General features: G+C 40.3%; 14 protein-coding genes, 1 other RNA gene and 1 pseudogene. 9 read left to right on the top strand and 7 right to left on the bottom strand.

From position 1 onward, the window contains the following. Positions 1–271: 271 nt before the first annotated feature. Both OCU30_RS04730 and OCU30_RS04735 read right to left on the bottom strand, forming a co-directional pair. Positions 272–2,137 (bottom strand): MFS transporter, encoded by a 1,866-nt coding sequence (locus OCU30_RS04730; protein ID WP_077313531.1) that lies wholly within the window; start codon positions 2,135–2,137, stop codon positions 272–274. Positions 2,138–2,141: 4 nt separating this feature from the next. Then, positions 2,142–2,732: a TetR/AcrR family transcriptional regulator gene (locus tag OCU30_RS04735; RefSeq protein WP_077313529.1), complete on the bottom strand. Its 591-nt coding sequence runs from the start codon at positions 2,730–2,732 to the stop codon at positions 2,142–2,144. Between the two features lie 197 nt (positions 2,733–2,929). Here OCU30_RS04735 and OCU30_RS04740 point away from each other — a divergent pair, with 197 nt between their 5' ends. After that, complete coding sequence (locus OCU30_RS04740) at positions 2,930–3,793, top strand: Tim44 domain-containing protein (RefSeq protein ID WP_077313527.1); 864 nt, start codon at positions 2,930–2,932, stop codon at positions 3,791–3,793. A 125-nt stretch (positions 3,794–3,918) separates the two neighbouring features. On the opposite strand, the gene OCU30_RS04745 is transcribed toward OCU30_RS04740, so the two are convergent. Further along, complete coding sequence (locus OCU30_RS04745; protein WP_159439109.1) at positions 3,919–4,446, bottom strand: copper resistance protein NlpE; 528 nt, start codon at positions 4,444–4,446, stop codon at positions 3,919–3,921. 272 nt (positions 4,447–4,718) lie between these two features. Between OCU30_RS04745 and OCU30_RS04750 the strand changes: the two genes are divergently transcribed. Continuing rightward, a complete protein-coding gene (locus OCU30_RS04750; RefSeq protein ID WP_077313523.1) occupies positions 4,719–5,180 on the top strand; it encodes an Lrp/AsnC family transcriptional regulator in 462 nt (153 codons plus the stop codon). Positions 5,181–5,292: 112 nt separating this feature from the next. On the opposite strand, the gene tesB is transcribed toward OCU30_RS04750, so the two are convergent. Together tesB and OCU30_RS04760 are read right to left on the bottom strand one after the other, a co-directional pair. After that, positions 5,293–6,153 carry an acyl-CoA thioesterase II gene (gene tesB, locus OCU30_RS04755; protein WP_077313522.1) on the bottom strand — a complete coding sequence of 287 codons (861 nt, stop codon included), beginning with the start codon at positions 6,151–6,153 and terminating at the stop codon, positions 5,293–5,295. Positions 6,154–6,288: 135 nt separating this feature from the next. Continuing rightward, the gene (locus OCU30_RS04760) at positions 6,289–6,606 is read right to left on the bottom strand and encodes an MGMT family protein (RefSeq protein ID WP_077313714.1); all 318 of its coding nucleotides are present in this window, start codon (positions 6,604–6,606) and stop codon (positions 6,289–6,291) included. Between the two features lie 62 nt (positions 6,607–6,668). On the opposite strand from OCU30_RS04760, the gene OCU30_RS04765 reads away from it, so the two are divergent. From OCU30_RS04765 to OCU30_RS04795, 7 genes and pseudogenes are all read left to right on the top strand, one after another. Further along, positions 6,669–7,424 (top strand): VP0952 family biofilm-associated protein, encoded by a 756-nt coding sequence (locus OCU30_RS04765; protein WP_077313520.1) that lies wholly within the window; start codon positions 6,669–6,671, stop codon positions 7,422–7,424. 98 nt (positions 7,425–7,522) lie between these two features. Further along, positions 7,523–9,469 (top strand): transporter substrate-binding domain-containing protein, encoded by a 1,947-nt coding sequence (locus OCU30_RS04770; protein ID WP_077313518.1) that lies wholly within the window; start codon positions 7,523–7,525, stop codon positions 9,467–9,469. A gap of 165 nt (positions 9,470–9,634) precedes the next feature. Continuing rightward, positions 9,635–9,731: signal recognition particle sRNA small type (gene ffs, locus OCU30_RS04775), an RNA gene on the top strand. Between the two features lie 565 nt (positions 9,732–10,296). Further along, on the top strand, positions 10,297–10,776 hold the full coding sequence (locus tag OCU30_RS04780) for a hypothetical protein (protein ID WP_077313516.1): 480 nt from the start codon (positions 10,297–10,299) through the stop codon (positions 10,774–10,776). A gap of 143 nt (positions 10,777–10,919) precedes the next feature. Next, positions 10,920–11,194 (top strand): annotated as a pseudogene (locus OCU30_RS04785) (VOC family protein). Positions 11,195–11,340: 146 nt separating this feature from the next. After that, the gene (locus tag OCU30_RS04790; protein WP_077313514.1) at positions 11,341–11,784 is read left to right on the top strand and encodes a GNAT family N-acetyltransferase; all 444 of its coding nucleotides are present in this window, start codon (positions 11,341–11,343) and stop codon (positions 11,782–11,784) included. A 143-nt stretch (positions 11,785–11,927) separates the two neighbouring features. Continuing rightward, positions 11,928–12,665 carry a helix-turn-helix domain-containing protein gene (locus tag OCU30_RS04795; protein ID WP_077313512.1) on the top strand — a complete coding sequence of 246 codons (738 nt, stop codon included), beginning with the start codon at positions 11,928–11,930 and terminating at the stop codon, positions 12,663–12,665. A gap of 40 nt (positions 12,666–12,705) precedes the next feature. Here the strand turns inward: OCU30_RS04795 and OCU30_RS04800 are convergent, their stop codons facing one another. Beyond that, on the bottom strand, positions 12,706–13,332 hold the full coding sequence (locus tag OCU30_RS04800) for a LysE family translocator (protein WP_077313510.1): 627 nt from the start codon (positions 13,330–13,332) through the stop codon (positions 12,706–12,708). Positions 13,333–13,599: 267 nt separating this feature from the next. Then, a complete protein-coding gene (locus OCU30_RS04805; RefSeq protein ID WP_235861833.1) occupies positions 13,600–13,977 on the bottom strand; it encodes a helix-turn-helix domain-containing protein in 378 nt (125 codons plus the stop codon). Positions 13,978–14,341 lie beyond the last annotated feature (364 nt).

Below are 14,341 nucleotides of genomic sequence, written 5' to 3' on the forward strand. Positions count from 1 at the left end.
ATTCGATTTATCAGTGAGTGAAGAAGGATACGATTGTAACGTAACTTAGCCAATCAAAAAGTCTTAAAGTTTTTAACAGGTGTTCAATTAAATTGAACGTGGGCCAATTCAACTCATATGATATTGCTCGTTACCATGACCTGTTGCTGTTGTAATACAACGCGATTGCTGTTCTTAGACGACAATTTAAGAGGCGGTATACTGGGGTTGGGAGCGCCTCTAAGATGGAGCCGCCGAGCGTTGGCCGATACCGCCATCCATTATGGATGCGTTAGCGTTTTGAGCCGCGTAATAGGCGAATTTTATCGCGTAACATGTGGCTATTGGCTTTTGTTGAGGGGATGGGAGGGCCAATCACAACATCGACGGTTGACCACCAACGGCGAGGTAGTCCCTTACAGGCTCGGCCTAAGTGACGGCTAAAATACGTGCCCCACAAACCGCGAATGGCAACAGGAATGACCGGCGCGGCGCTACGCTGTAAAATAATATCGGTGCCGCGCATAAACGAGTGCACTTCCCCATCATGGGTTAATCTTCCTTCAGGGAAAATACACACCAACTCTCCTTGAGCGAGCGCTTGCTCGACTGCTTGAAAGGCTTGGCGAATCGATTGGCTGCGCGCTGCATTGATGGGAATGACGCCAGCGCGACGTAAAAACCCTCTCACCAGAGGAAAATTGGCATAATCCTCTTCCATCACAAAGCGAATAAGCCGCGGCGATGTCGCACTTAATAGCAGAGCATCCATATAACTGACGTGATTACAGACAATTAATGCACCGCCACTGTCTGGAAGGTGCTTTAAGTGTTTGATTCGCACTCGATAGAACAGGCGACATACTACCCATAGGCCTAGGCGAACGACATGTACCGGATATTGGTAAAAAAGCCATAGCGCCACGATAAGATTGAGCAGTGCTAGTAACGCAAACAATTGTGGGATATCTAACCCTATGATGCTGAGTGTCACAATACCCAGTAACGCACTACCAACCATAAACAAAGCATTATAAATGTTTAAGGCGGCAATCACTTGTGCGCGTTTATTCTCTTGTGAACGTTGTTGTAAGAGTGCATATAACGGCACAATAAAAAGTCCACCACTCATGCCGAGTAAAAATAGATAGGCGAAGGTTGGCCATAATGCTTGATGAGTGATGAAGTCAGAAAAGGTAAATAAAACCGGTAAGTCTGCTGGGATTTGCGTAGCAAACAAATACCCCCACAGCGTAATTAGTATGCCTGAAATAGGAACAGAGCCGAGTTCAACCCGATGGTTTGCTAGCTTGTCATACGCGAGAGAGCCTAAAGCAATCCCGACAGAGAATAGTGCCAGTAAAAAAGAGACGGCACTTTCATTGCCGAGCAAATGTTCTCGCGTAAAATTAGGAAACTGTGTGAGATAGGCCGCGCCTAGAAACCAAAACCAACTGATGGTGATGATGGTACGCTTTAATACCGGATCTTGTTTCACCATTTGCAACGTTTGCTTGGTGTGAGCAATGGGGCGCCATTGAAACGTGTCATGTGTCTGGCTGACAGGCGCGATAGGTATCCAACGGCTAGCGAGATAGCCTAACACTGCGATGCAAACCACGGCAGTGGCCGCGATGCTCTCGGCAAAAGGGAGAGGAGTAATCATGCCAGCGCCAATGGTACCGAGTAAAATAGCCAGAAACGTGCCCGTTTCGACTAACGCATTGCCCGGGACAATTTCGTGCTTGGTTAAGTGTTGGGGCAGCAGTGCGTATTTCACTGGACCGAAAAAAGCCGATTGAGTCCCCATTAAAAACAACACACCAAGTAATAGGGCAAAGCTATGCGTGATAAAGGCGAGTGCGCCTAGCCCCATGATCAAAATTTCTCCAAGTTTTACCCAGCGAATAAACTGTGACTTTTCATGGCTGTCGGCGAGTACCCCAGCAGAAGCAGAGAAAAGAAAGTAGGGTAGAATAAATAATCCCGCAGCCATATTAATAAAGAGGTTGCTAGAAATAGGCAGCGCATCTTGGCTTGTGAAGGCCACAAGCAAGAGAAGAACATTTTTAAACACATTATCGTTAAATGCGCCACAAAATTGAGTGATGAAATAAGGAAGAAAACGGCGATTGGACAATAAAGAAGACGTTGGCATGCCACTACCAATTCATAAGATATTGAGAGAGTAAGTTCTCAATGAGCTCTTTGCCATCGATAGGCGAGGAAGCAAAAAATTTATCGTCAACACTGAGTAACGTAATGCCATGTACGCCAGACCATAGTACGCGGCTGGCTTGCAATACTTCAGCCTCGGTTCGCTGGGGCGCGAGCACTTTGAGCAGGGCTTCAAGCATTCCGGTCATATTATCGATACGATCCTTTTGCCATTCAGGTAGTGTGTCCCCATTCATGTTATGCTCAAAAATCAACTGCCACCGGTAGGGGTTCTCTAACGCAAAATCATGGTAACAGTACGCTAATAAGTACAAAGCTTGTTGTGGATCGTCACAATCATCAACGGCAGCATGAGCACGCTCGGCAAGTTCATCCAAAGTATTGGCGACCACATGCAGCAAGAGTAGGTTGTAGTTGCCAAACACATTGACTAATGTGCTTGGTACGTAACCTATCATACCTGCTACTTTTCTTAAGCTTAGCTCGTGATAAGAGTGCTCCTCTAAGAAGCTTTTCACGGATGCCAGCGTTAGTTGAACCAATTCTTCTCGTGAGTGGTCGTTTCTTCTTGCCATAGCGTTCTAAAAAATAATGTACATTGTTCATTATACTAATCACCGATAGCGTTAGCGTCAACTTATTCTCAATTTGCAATATCCTGATACAGATAGAAGTAGGGAAAACCTTTGATTATGGTAATGAAGCCGCTATTATCGCGATAGTCATATTTTTACTTGTTATTTTTGGCATGTAAATAAACCAAAGGATTACTATGAAGCGTTTATTCTCATTTGTCGCATTACTTATGGTCTCAGTGATGGTTATACCTCACGCAGATGCCCGTAAGTTCGGTGGTGGCAAATCTTTCGGTAAAAGTTTTAAAACGGCTCCTGCGAGTAAATACAGCAGTAATACCAGCACTCTGAATAAAAAAGGGACCGCTACAAACCCTAATTCGAGTCGCCGTGGGCTAATGGGCGGTTTACTGGGTGGCTTGTTAGTTGGAGGCTTGTTTGCCTCTCTACTTGGCGGTGGTGGCTTCCAAGGTATCCAGTTTATGGATATTTTGATTCTTGCGGGCATTGCGTTTGTGATTTTCCGTTTAATGCGAGGTTCACTAGCGGCGAAGCAAGCCAGTATGAATCAACAGCATGCGTATGAAGGCAATTTTCGTGATAACCGCAACGATAACGTGCACAACTTCGAACAACCGCAACAGACGGGTGGCTTTGGTGCCAATGCACAAAGTGATGTTCCCCATAATTATCCGCCAGGCTTTGATCAAGTTGCGTTTGTTAATGGTGCACGTGAACATTATCGCATTATTCAAGGTGCTTGGAACTACAACCAGTTGGATAAAATTCGCGAATATGTATCGCAAAGCTTATTCGATGATTTGAAAGCTGAGCGTAGTAAATTGGCTGGTGAGCAACATACTGATGTTATGTATGTGGATGCAGAAATTGTTCGTTGTGATTATGATGCCTCGACGGCGCAGTTGAGCTTGCAATTTTCTGGTCGTTATCGTGACTCTGCTGAAAACATTGAAGAGAACATTGAAGACATCTGGCATCTTGAGCGTGATCTTACGGTAGCGAATGCACCATGGCTGATTGTGGGTATTCAAAACGCATAGTTGAGTGACGCTGTTTGATTATTCGTAACTGACTACCAATAAAAACGCCGGCTTCCTGCCGGCGTTTTTATTACTCATAATGCAGTGGACACTAACTTATGAGAAACCTTCATCAATTGCAGCGATTACTTTTTATCAAGATCGAATTGTTCTGCCATTTCACCCTTAACGCGATTACCGGCGGCATCCAGTTTGAAAATGGTGTCTTTCTCGATACCAAATTCCATTGGCTTACCTTTACCGTCATCTAGAATGAGTTTTGATGCATCATCATTCCAAGATAATTTTCCTGTTGTCGTGACTTCTTTTCCATCGACTTCTTGTTCCATTACGAAAGTTTTGTCTTTTTTCAGCGTGATATCTGTTTTCACTTCTGTGCCTGTTTCTCCCGGTAATGTACCGTGATACGAGCCAGGCCAATCTAGCTTGTCGCCGTGAGCGGGCAAGGCAGCAGATTCGGCTGGTGCCGAACCTGTCGGTTCACTAACATCTGATGACATGTCGCCATTCGCAGCAGGTTCTGCATTTTGTTGAATTGAGCTTTCTGTTTGTTGCTGATCTTTACTTGGTTCTTTTGATTGATCGGATGCACCGTCACAACCAGCTAATACAACAGTGAGGACACTTAAAGCGATAATGGATTTTTTCATCATATTCATCCTTTGTGTTTATACATAAACGGACTTCGTTATTGAGTGGACTTATTATTTATGAAGAGCTAAATATACGAGTCAGTGCATCGTCATCTTTCAAACAACATGTGTAATAGATGCGTCAATAAAGGGTTAATTAGTCAGGAGGGATTCAATAATGTCAGAAAAGGCGCAGTATTAACCTTGATAAACCATACGCGAGCGTCATAATTTGCTATGTTGAAATTGCACAGCATAACAATGATATTGCCTTTATAGAGAGTTTAGATTGAATGGAATTAGATCATATTGACCGTATCTTGCTAGAGAAGTTACAAGAAGACAGTAATGTCTCACTCACCACTTTAGCGGAGATGGTCAACCTTACCACCACACCTTGCTGGAAGCGCTTGAAGAAACTTGAGCAGTCCGGCGTGATTACGCAACGGGTCGCCTTGTTGGATGCGGAAAAACTGGGTTTGTCGTTTGTGGCCTTTGTGATGGTACAAACCAATGATCACTCTAATGAATGGTATGAGAGATTTGTTCATGCGGTGCAGGAGTTGCCAGAAGTGATGGAATTTTATCGTATGGCGGGGGAGTATGATTATATGATGAAAGTATTAGCGCGAGACATGCGGCATTTTGATGAGTTTTATAAAAAGCTCGTTAATCGAGTCGATGGTATCAATAATGTGACGTCAACGTTTGCTATGGAATCGCTGAAATATACCACGAAGCTGCCTTTGTTTTAGTGTACTTTTGTTTTAGTGTAAATGACTAATCATCACAATGTGCATGGCGAAGGCACAAACCCCATGGCGAGACCATAGGGAATGAATCAACACGTTATGCGCTATTAGAGCGCTAATTTTTATAACGAATCACACCTTCTTGAACAGCGGTTGCGACCAAGCGGCCATCTCGCGAGTAAATCTCACCTTTTACGAGTCCTCTTCCGTTTGATGCGGTAGGACTTTCAATCGCAAATAATAGCCATTCATCCATTTTCACTGGGCGATGGTACCAAATAGAATGATCGATAGTTGCCACTTGCAGGTTTGGTGTCATCAATGACACACCATGTGGATGGAGTGCGGTCACCAAAAAGCCCCAGTCTGATGCATAGCCGAGTAAATATTGGTGAAGTAATTGATTATCAGGGAGCTCACCATTAGCTCGAATCCACAAGTATTGGATGGGATCCGTTTTTTCAGGCTGCAAAGGATTGACGACGTTCACCGGACGCACTTCAATCGGACGATCGCCACAAAAGGTTGACTTCAATGGTTCTGGCAATAGATGCGCGACTTTGGCAGCAATCTGACGTTCAGAGACAAATTCATCCGGCCCTGGAATGGCGGGCATGGTGTTTTGATGCTCAAATCCCTCGGCGGCTTGTTGATAAGAGGCGGTAAGATAAAAAATAGGACGATTACCTTGCATGGCTTTTACGCGGCGTGTACTAAAGCTACGACCATCTCTTAGTGTTTCGACATCATAGTAAATCGGCTGTTCAGGATCGCCAGGATGTAAGAAATAGCTATGAAAAGAATGCACGTTACGATCGGCCTCGACGGTATACCGAGCGGCTGATAACGCTTGTCCAATCACTTGTCCCCCATAAACTTGAGGTAGTCCTAAATTTTGGCTATTTCCCAAATACAGCCCATCCGGTTGGGGTTGTAACTGTAATAAGTCGAGTAATTCGGTCAATGCTTGACTCATGAATAATGGATTCCTTGTTGCCTATCGATACTTTAACAGTACGTCACTTTGAGCTTATGACGCAAGAGGCACCGATGGTTTGCTGAAATAAATGAAGACACGAGAAGCAAAAGGCTTCGTCTTTAATCGGTGGGGTTATTGTTCGCTTTTTCCTGGATCCCAGCGATAAGTGCGTAGAGAAATACGCCCAGAAGCACTGACTTCAATGCCATCTTCGAGTAATTGAGCACGCTGACGACTGAAGTCGTCACCAGTGAGAGAGATTTTACCTTGGCTATTGATGACTCTATACCAAGGAAGTTTAGAGTCTTGAGGTAATTGTTTTAACGCCTTTCCGACATGCCTAGCATAACCTGGATATCCCGCCATACGCGCTATATCGCCATATGTCGAGATACTACTTTGTGGGATTCTTGCAATGACGAGGAAGATCTGTGCCAAAAACTGATCCATACTATTCATAAGAGTCATGTCCTTAAATATCATTACCACGGAAAGGTTGAGAGGATTTAGTCATGCGATATTCTATATTACATTTTTTAATAGCCATCATTCTAGCGATTATTTGTGCACGGACCTTAGGGCTCAGTAATCATGATATACCGTTAATTGCTATGATCATCCCCGCCTTATGGCTTCTCCCTAGGCAGGGAGCATCTGGGGTGATTTTACTTCTCTCAATGGGCGCATACGGTGTTACGTTGTCCGAGCAGCCCGCTTATATTTCTATCAGTGTCTGGGTTTTATTTCCGATGCTAATGGTAGCATTTTCCTCTCGCAGTAATTTAGCCGTTGTGGTGTGTTGTGCTTTGATTGCTATCGCACTGGAAACCGGCGTTATGGTTAGTCAATCGAGCGGTAAACTCAATGGTACACCTTGGCTTACTACGGTGCAGTTGGTATCGGTGATGTTGATGTGGTGGGCTGCGAGAAGTTGGAAAGCCCAAAAACATCATAGCTGGTGGGTGCTTTGTTTGGTGATACCTATGTATATGTCGGGATTAGAGTATGCGGCATTATTATCACTCACGTTCGTTGGTATCATTGCGTCATTAGAGAGCTTACATGTTGCGCTCGATGAAGAAGAATTTTGTTGGCATTCACTATTGTGTTGGACATTACCTTCCGTTGGCTTTGTTACTTTTGTACTTTCTCCTGATCTTGAAATGCCAAGCGCGGTGTTTGTGGTTTGGATGTGTTTACTGGTAACCGCTTGGATGACAGATTACATTCTAAGAAGTAATGAAGATGAGCAACAGTGGGATCCTTAGCCGCTTACACGACCCTCGCTTTTATTAGTTTTAGGCATATAGGTTAATTTCAGATACAATAGATAATACAAAAACATAAATAATATTTAACAACGTCAATGTCAAAAAAACTAATCCCTTGGGGTTGGTTGATGGTGCTTTTGTTTTCATGTCAAGTACACGCCAAAACCTACTCTGTTGCTACAGAAGACGATGATTTTATCGCAAGAGTATTATTTGATGCTTTTGCGTATGAGCATCATCTTGATATCCGATTTAACCGGTTTGATAGTCATAAAGCAATGTTGCGTTCGGTAAAAACTGGACAAAGCGATTTCGCGGTTAATATTACTTATACGAAAGAGCGTGCTAAAACGTTCGATTTCTCTGATCCGATCAACATCGAACCAACATATCTATTTAGTCGCCAAAGTCAGAAACACCTGAAGGACTTTCATAAATTAGGTGTTCCCGAAGAAGCGAGCTATATCCCCAAATTACAGCAAGCGTTTCCAAGCATTCAATTGCGTTATTATCAAAACTTAGGTGAGGCTAGACAACTGCTCGCTCAAGGTCAAATTGAAGGGGTAGTGGATGTATTTAGTAAGCTTAAGCCATTATTAAATGATGGCTTAAATGCAGAGATGCTGAATAGGCAGCTATTGATCCCACCAACTTCTATCGTGACAGCGAAGGGGCATAATCAAGAAATACTGCAAGCTCTCGAAACGTTTGCTCTGACTGATAAACAGCAGAAGATGTTACGTCATTCAGTTGAACACTATCAATTTCAATTGCGCCGACAAGCATTACGCCGCCGGGTTCTCAATAGTGGTTTTAATACTCAAAAAAAACTCACGATAAAATTATTTAATCAGCCTCGCTACGTTATTTATCACTCGAATGGACAAGTTTCGGGTATGAGTGCGGACGTATTGACCAAAGCGTGCGATATCTTATTGTTACCTTGCGAAATTATCAGTACTGCCGATGAACAGTGGACCAGTATGTATCACAATCTCGTCTCCGGGGACATTGATGTATTAGGGCCGATAGTTGTCTCTAAAAAGCGTAAACAAACCGCGTATTTTAGTGACAGTTTCTATCACCCCAAAGCGTATATTATCAAACGCTCTGGTTATAAAAATGGTACATACCGAGATGTGTCGCAATTATTGGCCGAACGCGTTGGTGTAATTAAAGATGATTTCTTTGCTGAGTTACTACATAAACGATTACCGAATAAAGCCTTATTAGAGTTTGATTCTCAACAAGAGATGGTGAACGCGCTATTACACCATAAGATTGATTACATCGTGATGCATAGGATCAGTTACAGTTACGCATTAGGGCGTACGCCCGAAATGATGCCGCTCACAGTAGATAAAGCGATAGGGAGCATTGAGCAGAACAACATCTCATTCGGTTTTCCCAAAACACCGAAAGGCTTGGCATTAGCGCATTTGTTTTCTGACGCTATCGCTCTCATTGATACCGATAAGATTGTACGTAAGTACGATGTAAAGCCAGAGCTGCGGTCGATTTTTGTTATTAGAAATAATTATCAACAACGGATTAAAGTGATGTCATTCATTGTGTTCGTGATGATTATCGCGTTTTTCTTATACGTACGCAGGACGATGATGACGGATACGCTAACGGGTTTGTTTTCCCGTCGTTCGCTATTTCATCGATTTAAACAGGGTGTACCGGCAAATTTGTGTGTGATGAGAATTGACGTACTTAATATCAAAGAAGTGAATCGTAGTTTCGGATTTGATGTGGGTGACCAGGCGCTGAAAGAGCTTACTAAAAATATTAAAAAGCATTGGCGAGGTAAGGTATATCGATTGCATTCTACATCATTTGTCGGTGTGGGTAAGATGAATGAGTCAAGGGTAAAGGCGATTATTGACACAATAGAGGGCGGCGTGTACATCGACGCAAAACGAGGAGTTGATATCACCTATCAGTTAAAAATCAATACCTCAATGAGACGCCAAGAGCTTGAAACATTACACGCGGTTTTGAAAAAACTGCGTAACCAAAGACACCCAAAAAGCTGATTAACTTGACTTAGTGATTGTAAAATCAACATTTTGTTTAAATACTCAACGCTTGATTAAAAAACTCGGAATCTATTACCCTTGGGGGTTGCATTAGCAGAGGGAATGCTTGATAATCCTCATCAATCTTCAGCGACGCAACAACGTTGAAGTAACCTATGGAGGCCCTGGTCCTCCCGCAACACTAATTCGTGAACCTGGTCAGATCCGGAAGGAAGCAGCCACAGCGAACGACGTGTGTGCCGGGATGTGGCTGGGGCTTCCACCCATCTAGCCTTTTCTATTTTAAAATCCACTAGTAAGCCAGTCTCAGCACTCCAAAATGCCAGTGAGTACTACCAGCAATCCTATATATCGACTGCACTCAAGCGCTAGTAATCTAGTCCTATTATTCTCAAATTTGTATTCCGACTGACCCTTACCCGTTCTCTATTTGGGTTTTGCAGATATGAACGAAAGTTGTACTAAAGTGGATAGTGGGCAAAGAACTCAGGATTTCTATTAGGTGATTGTGCATATCCTATATTAACGATCATTTCTTAATTGTTACGATATTTAATTCAGTAATTTAATCTCAGAGAGGTGACATCACTGAGTGTATTTTTACATAGTTAGACGTTATTTACGATTTATTATTTTCTTTATCAAAGTTTATCGTAAAATATTTTAAAGTTAAATTAATCTAATATTAATTTTCTTTAAGTTATTAATCTTTGAGATGATTTTTATTGACTACTACAATACAAATCGTTATAACTAATAAATAGTTACTTTCAGGTAACGAATCAATAAAGCGAATTTCATAGTTTATATAAATAAGGATATTTATGACTAAGCCAAATGTAGAAGACATCTCCCGTTTTAATCGATATTTTGCTATTGAAAGCAATAATGAATTCTGGTCGTTATCTGAATCTGATTTAAATGAGGAAGAGAAACATCGATTGATGGTAACCGCGTTTTCTTCTCTTTATCACTGGAAAGAGGTTGGTACTCAGGAGAATGTTGAGCTTGCCAATTTAGCAGTAGCAAGATCGTTATGTGTTAATCAGTCTCCTCTGAGTGTCTCATTCGCGCAAACGGCATACCATTATTTTGACAAAAGTGGTGCAGACTGGATTCAAGCCTTCACTAATGCGGTATTAAGTCACGCTTTACTTATTGTGGGAGAAAAAGCTCAATCGATAGAGCTTTATGAAAAGGCACTCAGTATTCAATCAGACCTCTCTGAAGGGGATAAACAAGTGTTTGATGCCACATTCAATACAATGCCTGATCCAATTATAATGGTGACAACAAAGCATTGAATGATGATTTTTACGCTTGGCTGAATATCGCCAAGCGTAACCGATATGACCTTAACCGTGTCTATCATTATTCGAGATTTTCAGGTAAAGATTTAAAGGTGATGTCTGCCTAAAAGATACTGTTATGTTTAACTGAAGAAGCGGTGGTTTTCGGACTTAATCATATCACTATCGCAGTTATGATATGAAATCCCCTTTTAAGTTCTACGGAGAGACTATAGGCTTTACTGCTCATGCGAAGTGGGATAAGGGAGTTTACTTGTCTGTAGGTGAACTCTGGTTTTGCCTTGTTTTCAATGAGTCTTGCCTCAGCGGATTGGATCCTGACGGCAACAAGCTATAGGTACATTCGGGATCGCTAAAAAGTCGGGCGGAATGTTTAAGAACGAAACCGTACAGTGATCTGGATTGGCTTTAAAAATCACAATCTACTCAAGACTCACTATATTAATACTCGGCAATGTTGTTACTAATTTGGTAAAGTGTTTACGTTATTGATTTAAGTATTGTGGTTTGTGTTGCTAGCCACTTAGCAGGGTATGATGTACTTAGAGGAAGTTAAACATGGAAGTTATTATAGGAAAAAGTTCGGATCTGATAGAAAAGGCTCATGCTATTCGATATCAAGTATTTACCGTTGAGCAAAACATTCCGAATGACCTAGATTTTGATGGTTTAGATGGTATCGCTACGCATGTCCTTGTCGTTGAAAATAATCAATCAATAGCTACCGCACGGTTAAACATAAATTCTGATGGCTATTCGGTAATGGCTAGAGTCGCCGTTATTGAAGAATATCGAGGTTACGGTGTTGCTTCTATAGTAGTAAAGGCACTAATTGAGTATGCGCAGAAGCAAGGTGTACAGTTAATAGAAATACATGCTCATACCTATTTACGAAGCTTCTATGAAAGGTTTGGTTTTGTGTACATTCAAGAGGTAGAGGTGGTTGGTGAGCATCAACTAATAGAAATGCATTATCCAGTAGCAGACATAACAAACCTGTAAGCTTTCAAGGTACTCTTCTTTAGTTCGCTGTGGTTGCCGAAAACTTGATATTGTTGTTGTGTGTAATATGGTTTATTATCGCTAGAAAATTATGTATGTTTTACATGTATTAGTGTCAGTTCTTAGGGAAATAAATAATTATAATGAATCAGATTACGTTCAAACATATAGAAACATCTCGAACTATAACAATGGATATCAATTTAAAAATGTTGAAATCCTTTGGTCGGGAAGTTTTTATACAAGATTCTGCTGTTTTATTTTTATTTGAGCGTTTTTTTACACACAAAAATGTGTTTGTTGAGTATAGTGATATTGCGAGTATTGTAAGAGAGAAAAAATCTACTTTTCATATGGAAGATTGTGCTGATAGTATTATTGCTAATAAATATATTTTTAAGTCTCGAAATATTTTAAAAAATCTAATGATTGATGACTTTATTGTCACAGTCAGAGGCGTTGGATATAAAGTTTCTAATAAATGGTTACCTGTTAGTGGAAAAAGTAAAGACGAAGACCAAAAAGATGTTTTTTTGAATACAATTACTAACATTATTCAAGATAGTATTAAGTATAGTGAAGCTGCTGAGATAAGTCATGATAGGAGTGGTTTTTCTTTTATTAAACCAAATAAAGAAAAGGCATTAGAACATTTTTCTCGTATAGATGATTGTTATCATTCATTTTTAGATTGCTATTCAGAGCCTGGAAATAGTATTGAACTTCTTGAGCTAAGAGAAAAAATCACTAAGGTACTACTTTATGTTATCTATTGGCGTGTAGGCGATAGTTTGACTGATGATAAATTCCGCTCAGATTATAAAAATGAGCTGAACATTTTATTAAGACAACTAAAGCAGGCGGTCGATTTGATAAAATAAAATTGGCGAGTTTATGCTCACCAATTTTATTCATGTTCATTTAAAAAATATAAGAAATAATCATATATAATCCCATTATCGACATTAGACTACCTAAAATACGGTCAATCAAATACACATTATTATCGAATTTTTCTTTGAACATAGGCACGGTGACAAGATAGATAAATGTCAAATACCATGCCATTTGCACGGCCATTATCGAAATAACAATCAAAATTAACTGTTCAATATTCATTGATGGTTTGATAATGATTGAAAATAGTGAAATGAAGTATATCGCTGCTTTAGGATTTAAAATATTAACGATGAGGCCGCTTAAAAATGCAGACGATTTTGAATTAGTATAAATTGTATCATTAACTATATTTTTTTTTGAAAAAGAATTTTTTATTGATTTATAACCAAGATAAATAAGATAACTGCCCCCTAAAATGCCAATCCCCTGAGAAAATAGTGTTGAATGAGCTAATATCGTTGCTAATCCGGATAAGGAATAACTCATATGGAACAATAGTCCAATACATACACCCGATCCGCATAATATACCGGCTTTACGGCCTTGGAATAATGTTTTCTGTGAGACGACAACAAAGTCAGGCCCAGGAGATATTGAAGCCATTAAGTGAATAGCTAAAATAGAAAGTAATGCACTTGTAAATCCCATTTTTACCTCAATTAAATAATTTACTTTAATACAGATTTTATTATGTTTAACCTTAAGACCTTTTTAGTGGTGAGGTATACATTGCTTCATCTGTTTTTTCATTAATCCTTCCATTTACTATTAACTCAATATAAGAATTATCAGGGTAATAGCCTCTTTTGTATAACAGCCTATGTACTATGTTTCGCGTGGGTTGATTCATGTTTATGTCTACCATGGATTTGTTTGAGGTTCACATGCTAAATCACTATTTTTTACAAATAAAACCTAGATAAATCCGAGATAAATTGATAAATGCTGGATATTGTTGCTAACAGAAATGAAGTGGCGGATAAAATCCACCCGCTCCTTTGGTATGCGGTATTTACGTGCTGTTCTGAGCTTATTAATCGACAACATCTGAGCTTCGTTCAGACAATAAATGTTATCTTTACGACCTCGCTTAATCTCGCGGTATACCGTTGAGCGGTGGTGCTGAACTGTTTTAGCTATGTCAGAAATCGAAATTCTCCTTTCCAAAAAAGCAAAAATCTGGTCTCTTCTTCCTTCGGTCAACTGCTGATAATTCATGGTAGTACTGCTTGTTTCTTTGGCGGAAGAGCGTACCACTTTCAGCAATTGCCTGCCTCTTATATACCTTTCCATGAATGTCACTCTTATTATCTGAAATCGACTTATATAATAAATTTTTTAATCGGTTAAAGTCTTTCAACCATTTCTCGTTATTATTGGCTAATGCGGTACAGGGAAGGTGATAACGAATATCATAGTTGATAATTTATAGGATAAAACCATCGTTATATTTTCTACCGTTCAGTGAGACGGCTTACCGATACGTAAACAGGAGATATTTGTGTATTGAACGCATGTTTCTATGATAGTTCATATGTAAAATAAGCCACTTATTCTCCGTATTGCTCGTTTTTTGGTGAATAGTATTTCGGGATCGATTAAAAGTAACCATAAGCTTAGATTATGAAATTATAGATTTTCATATCAGCTTGTATAT

The sequence above is a fragment of the Vibrio palustris genome, from assembly GCF_024346995.1.
GTDB lineage: Bacteria > Pseudomonadota > Gammaproteobacteria > Enterobacterales > Vibrionaceae > Vibrio > Vibrio palustris.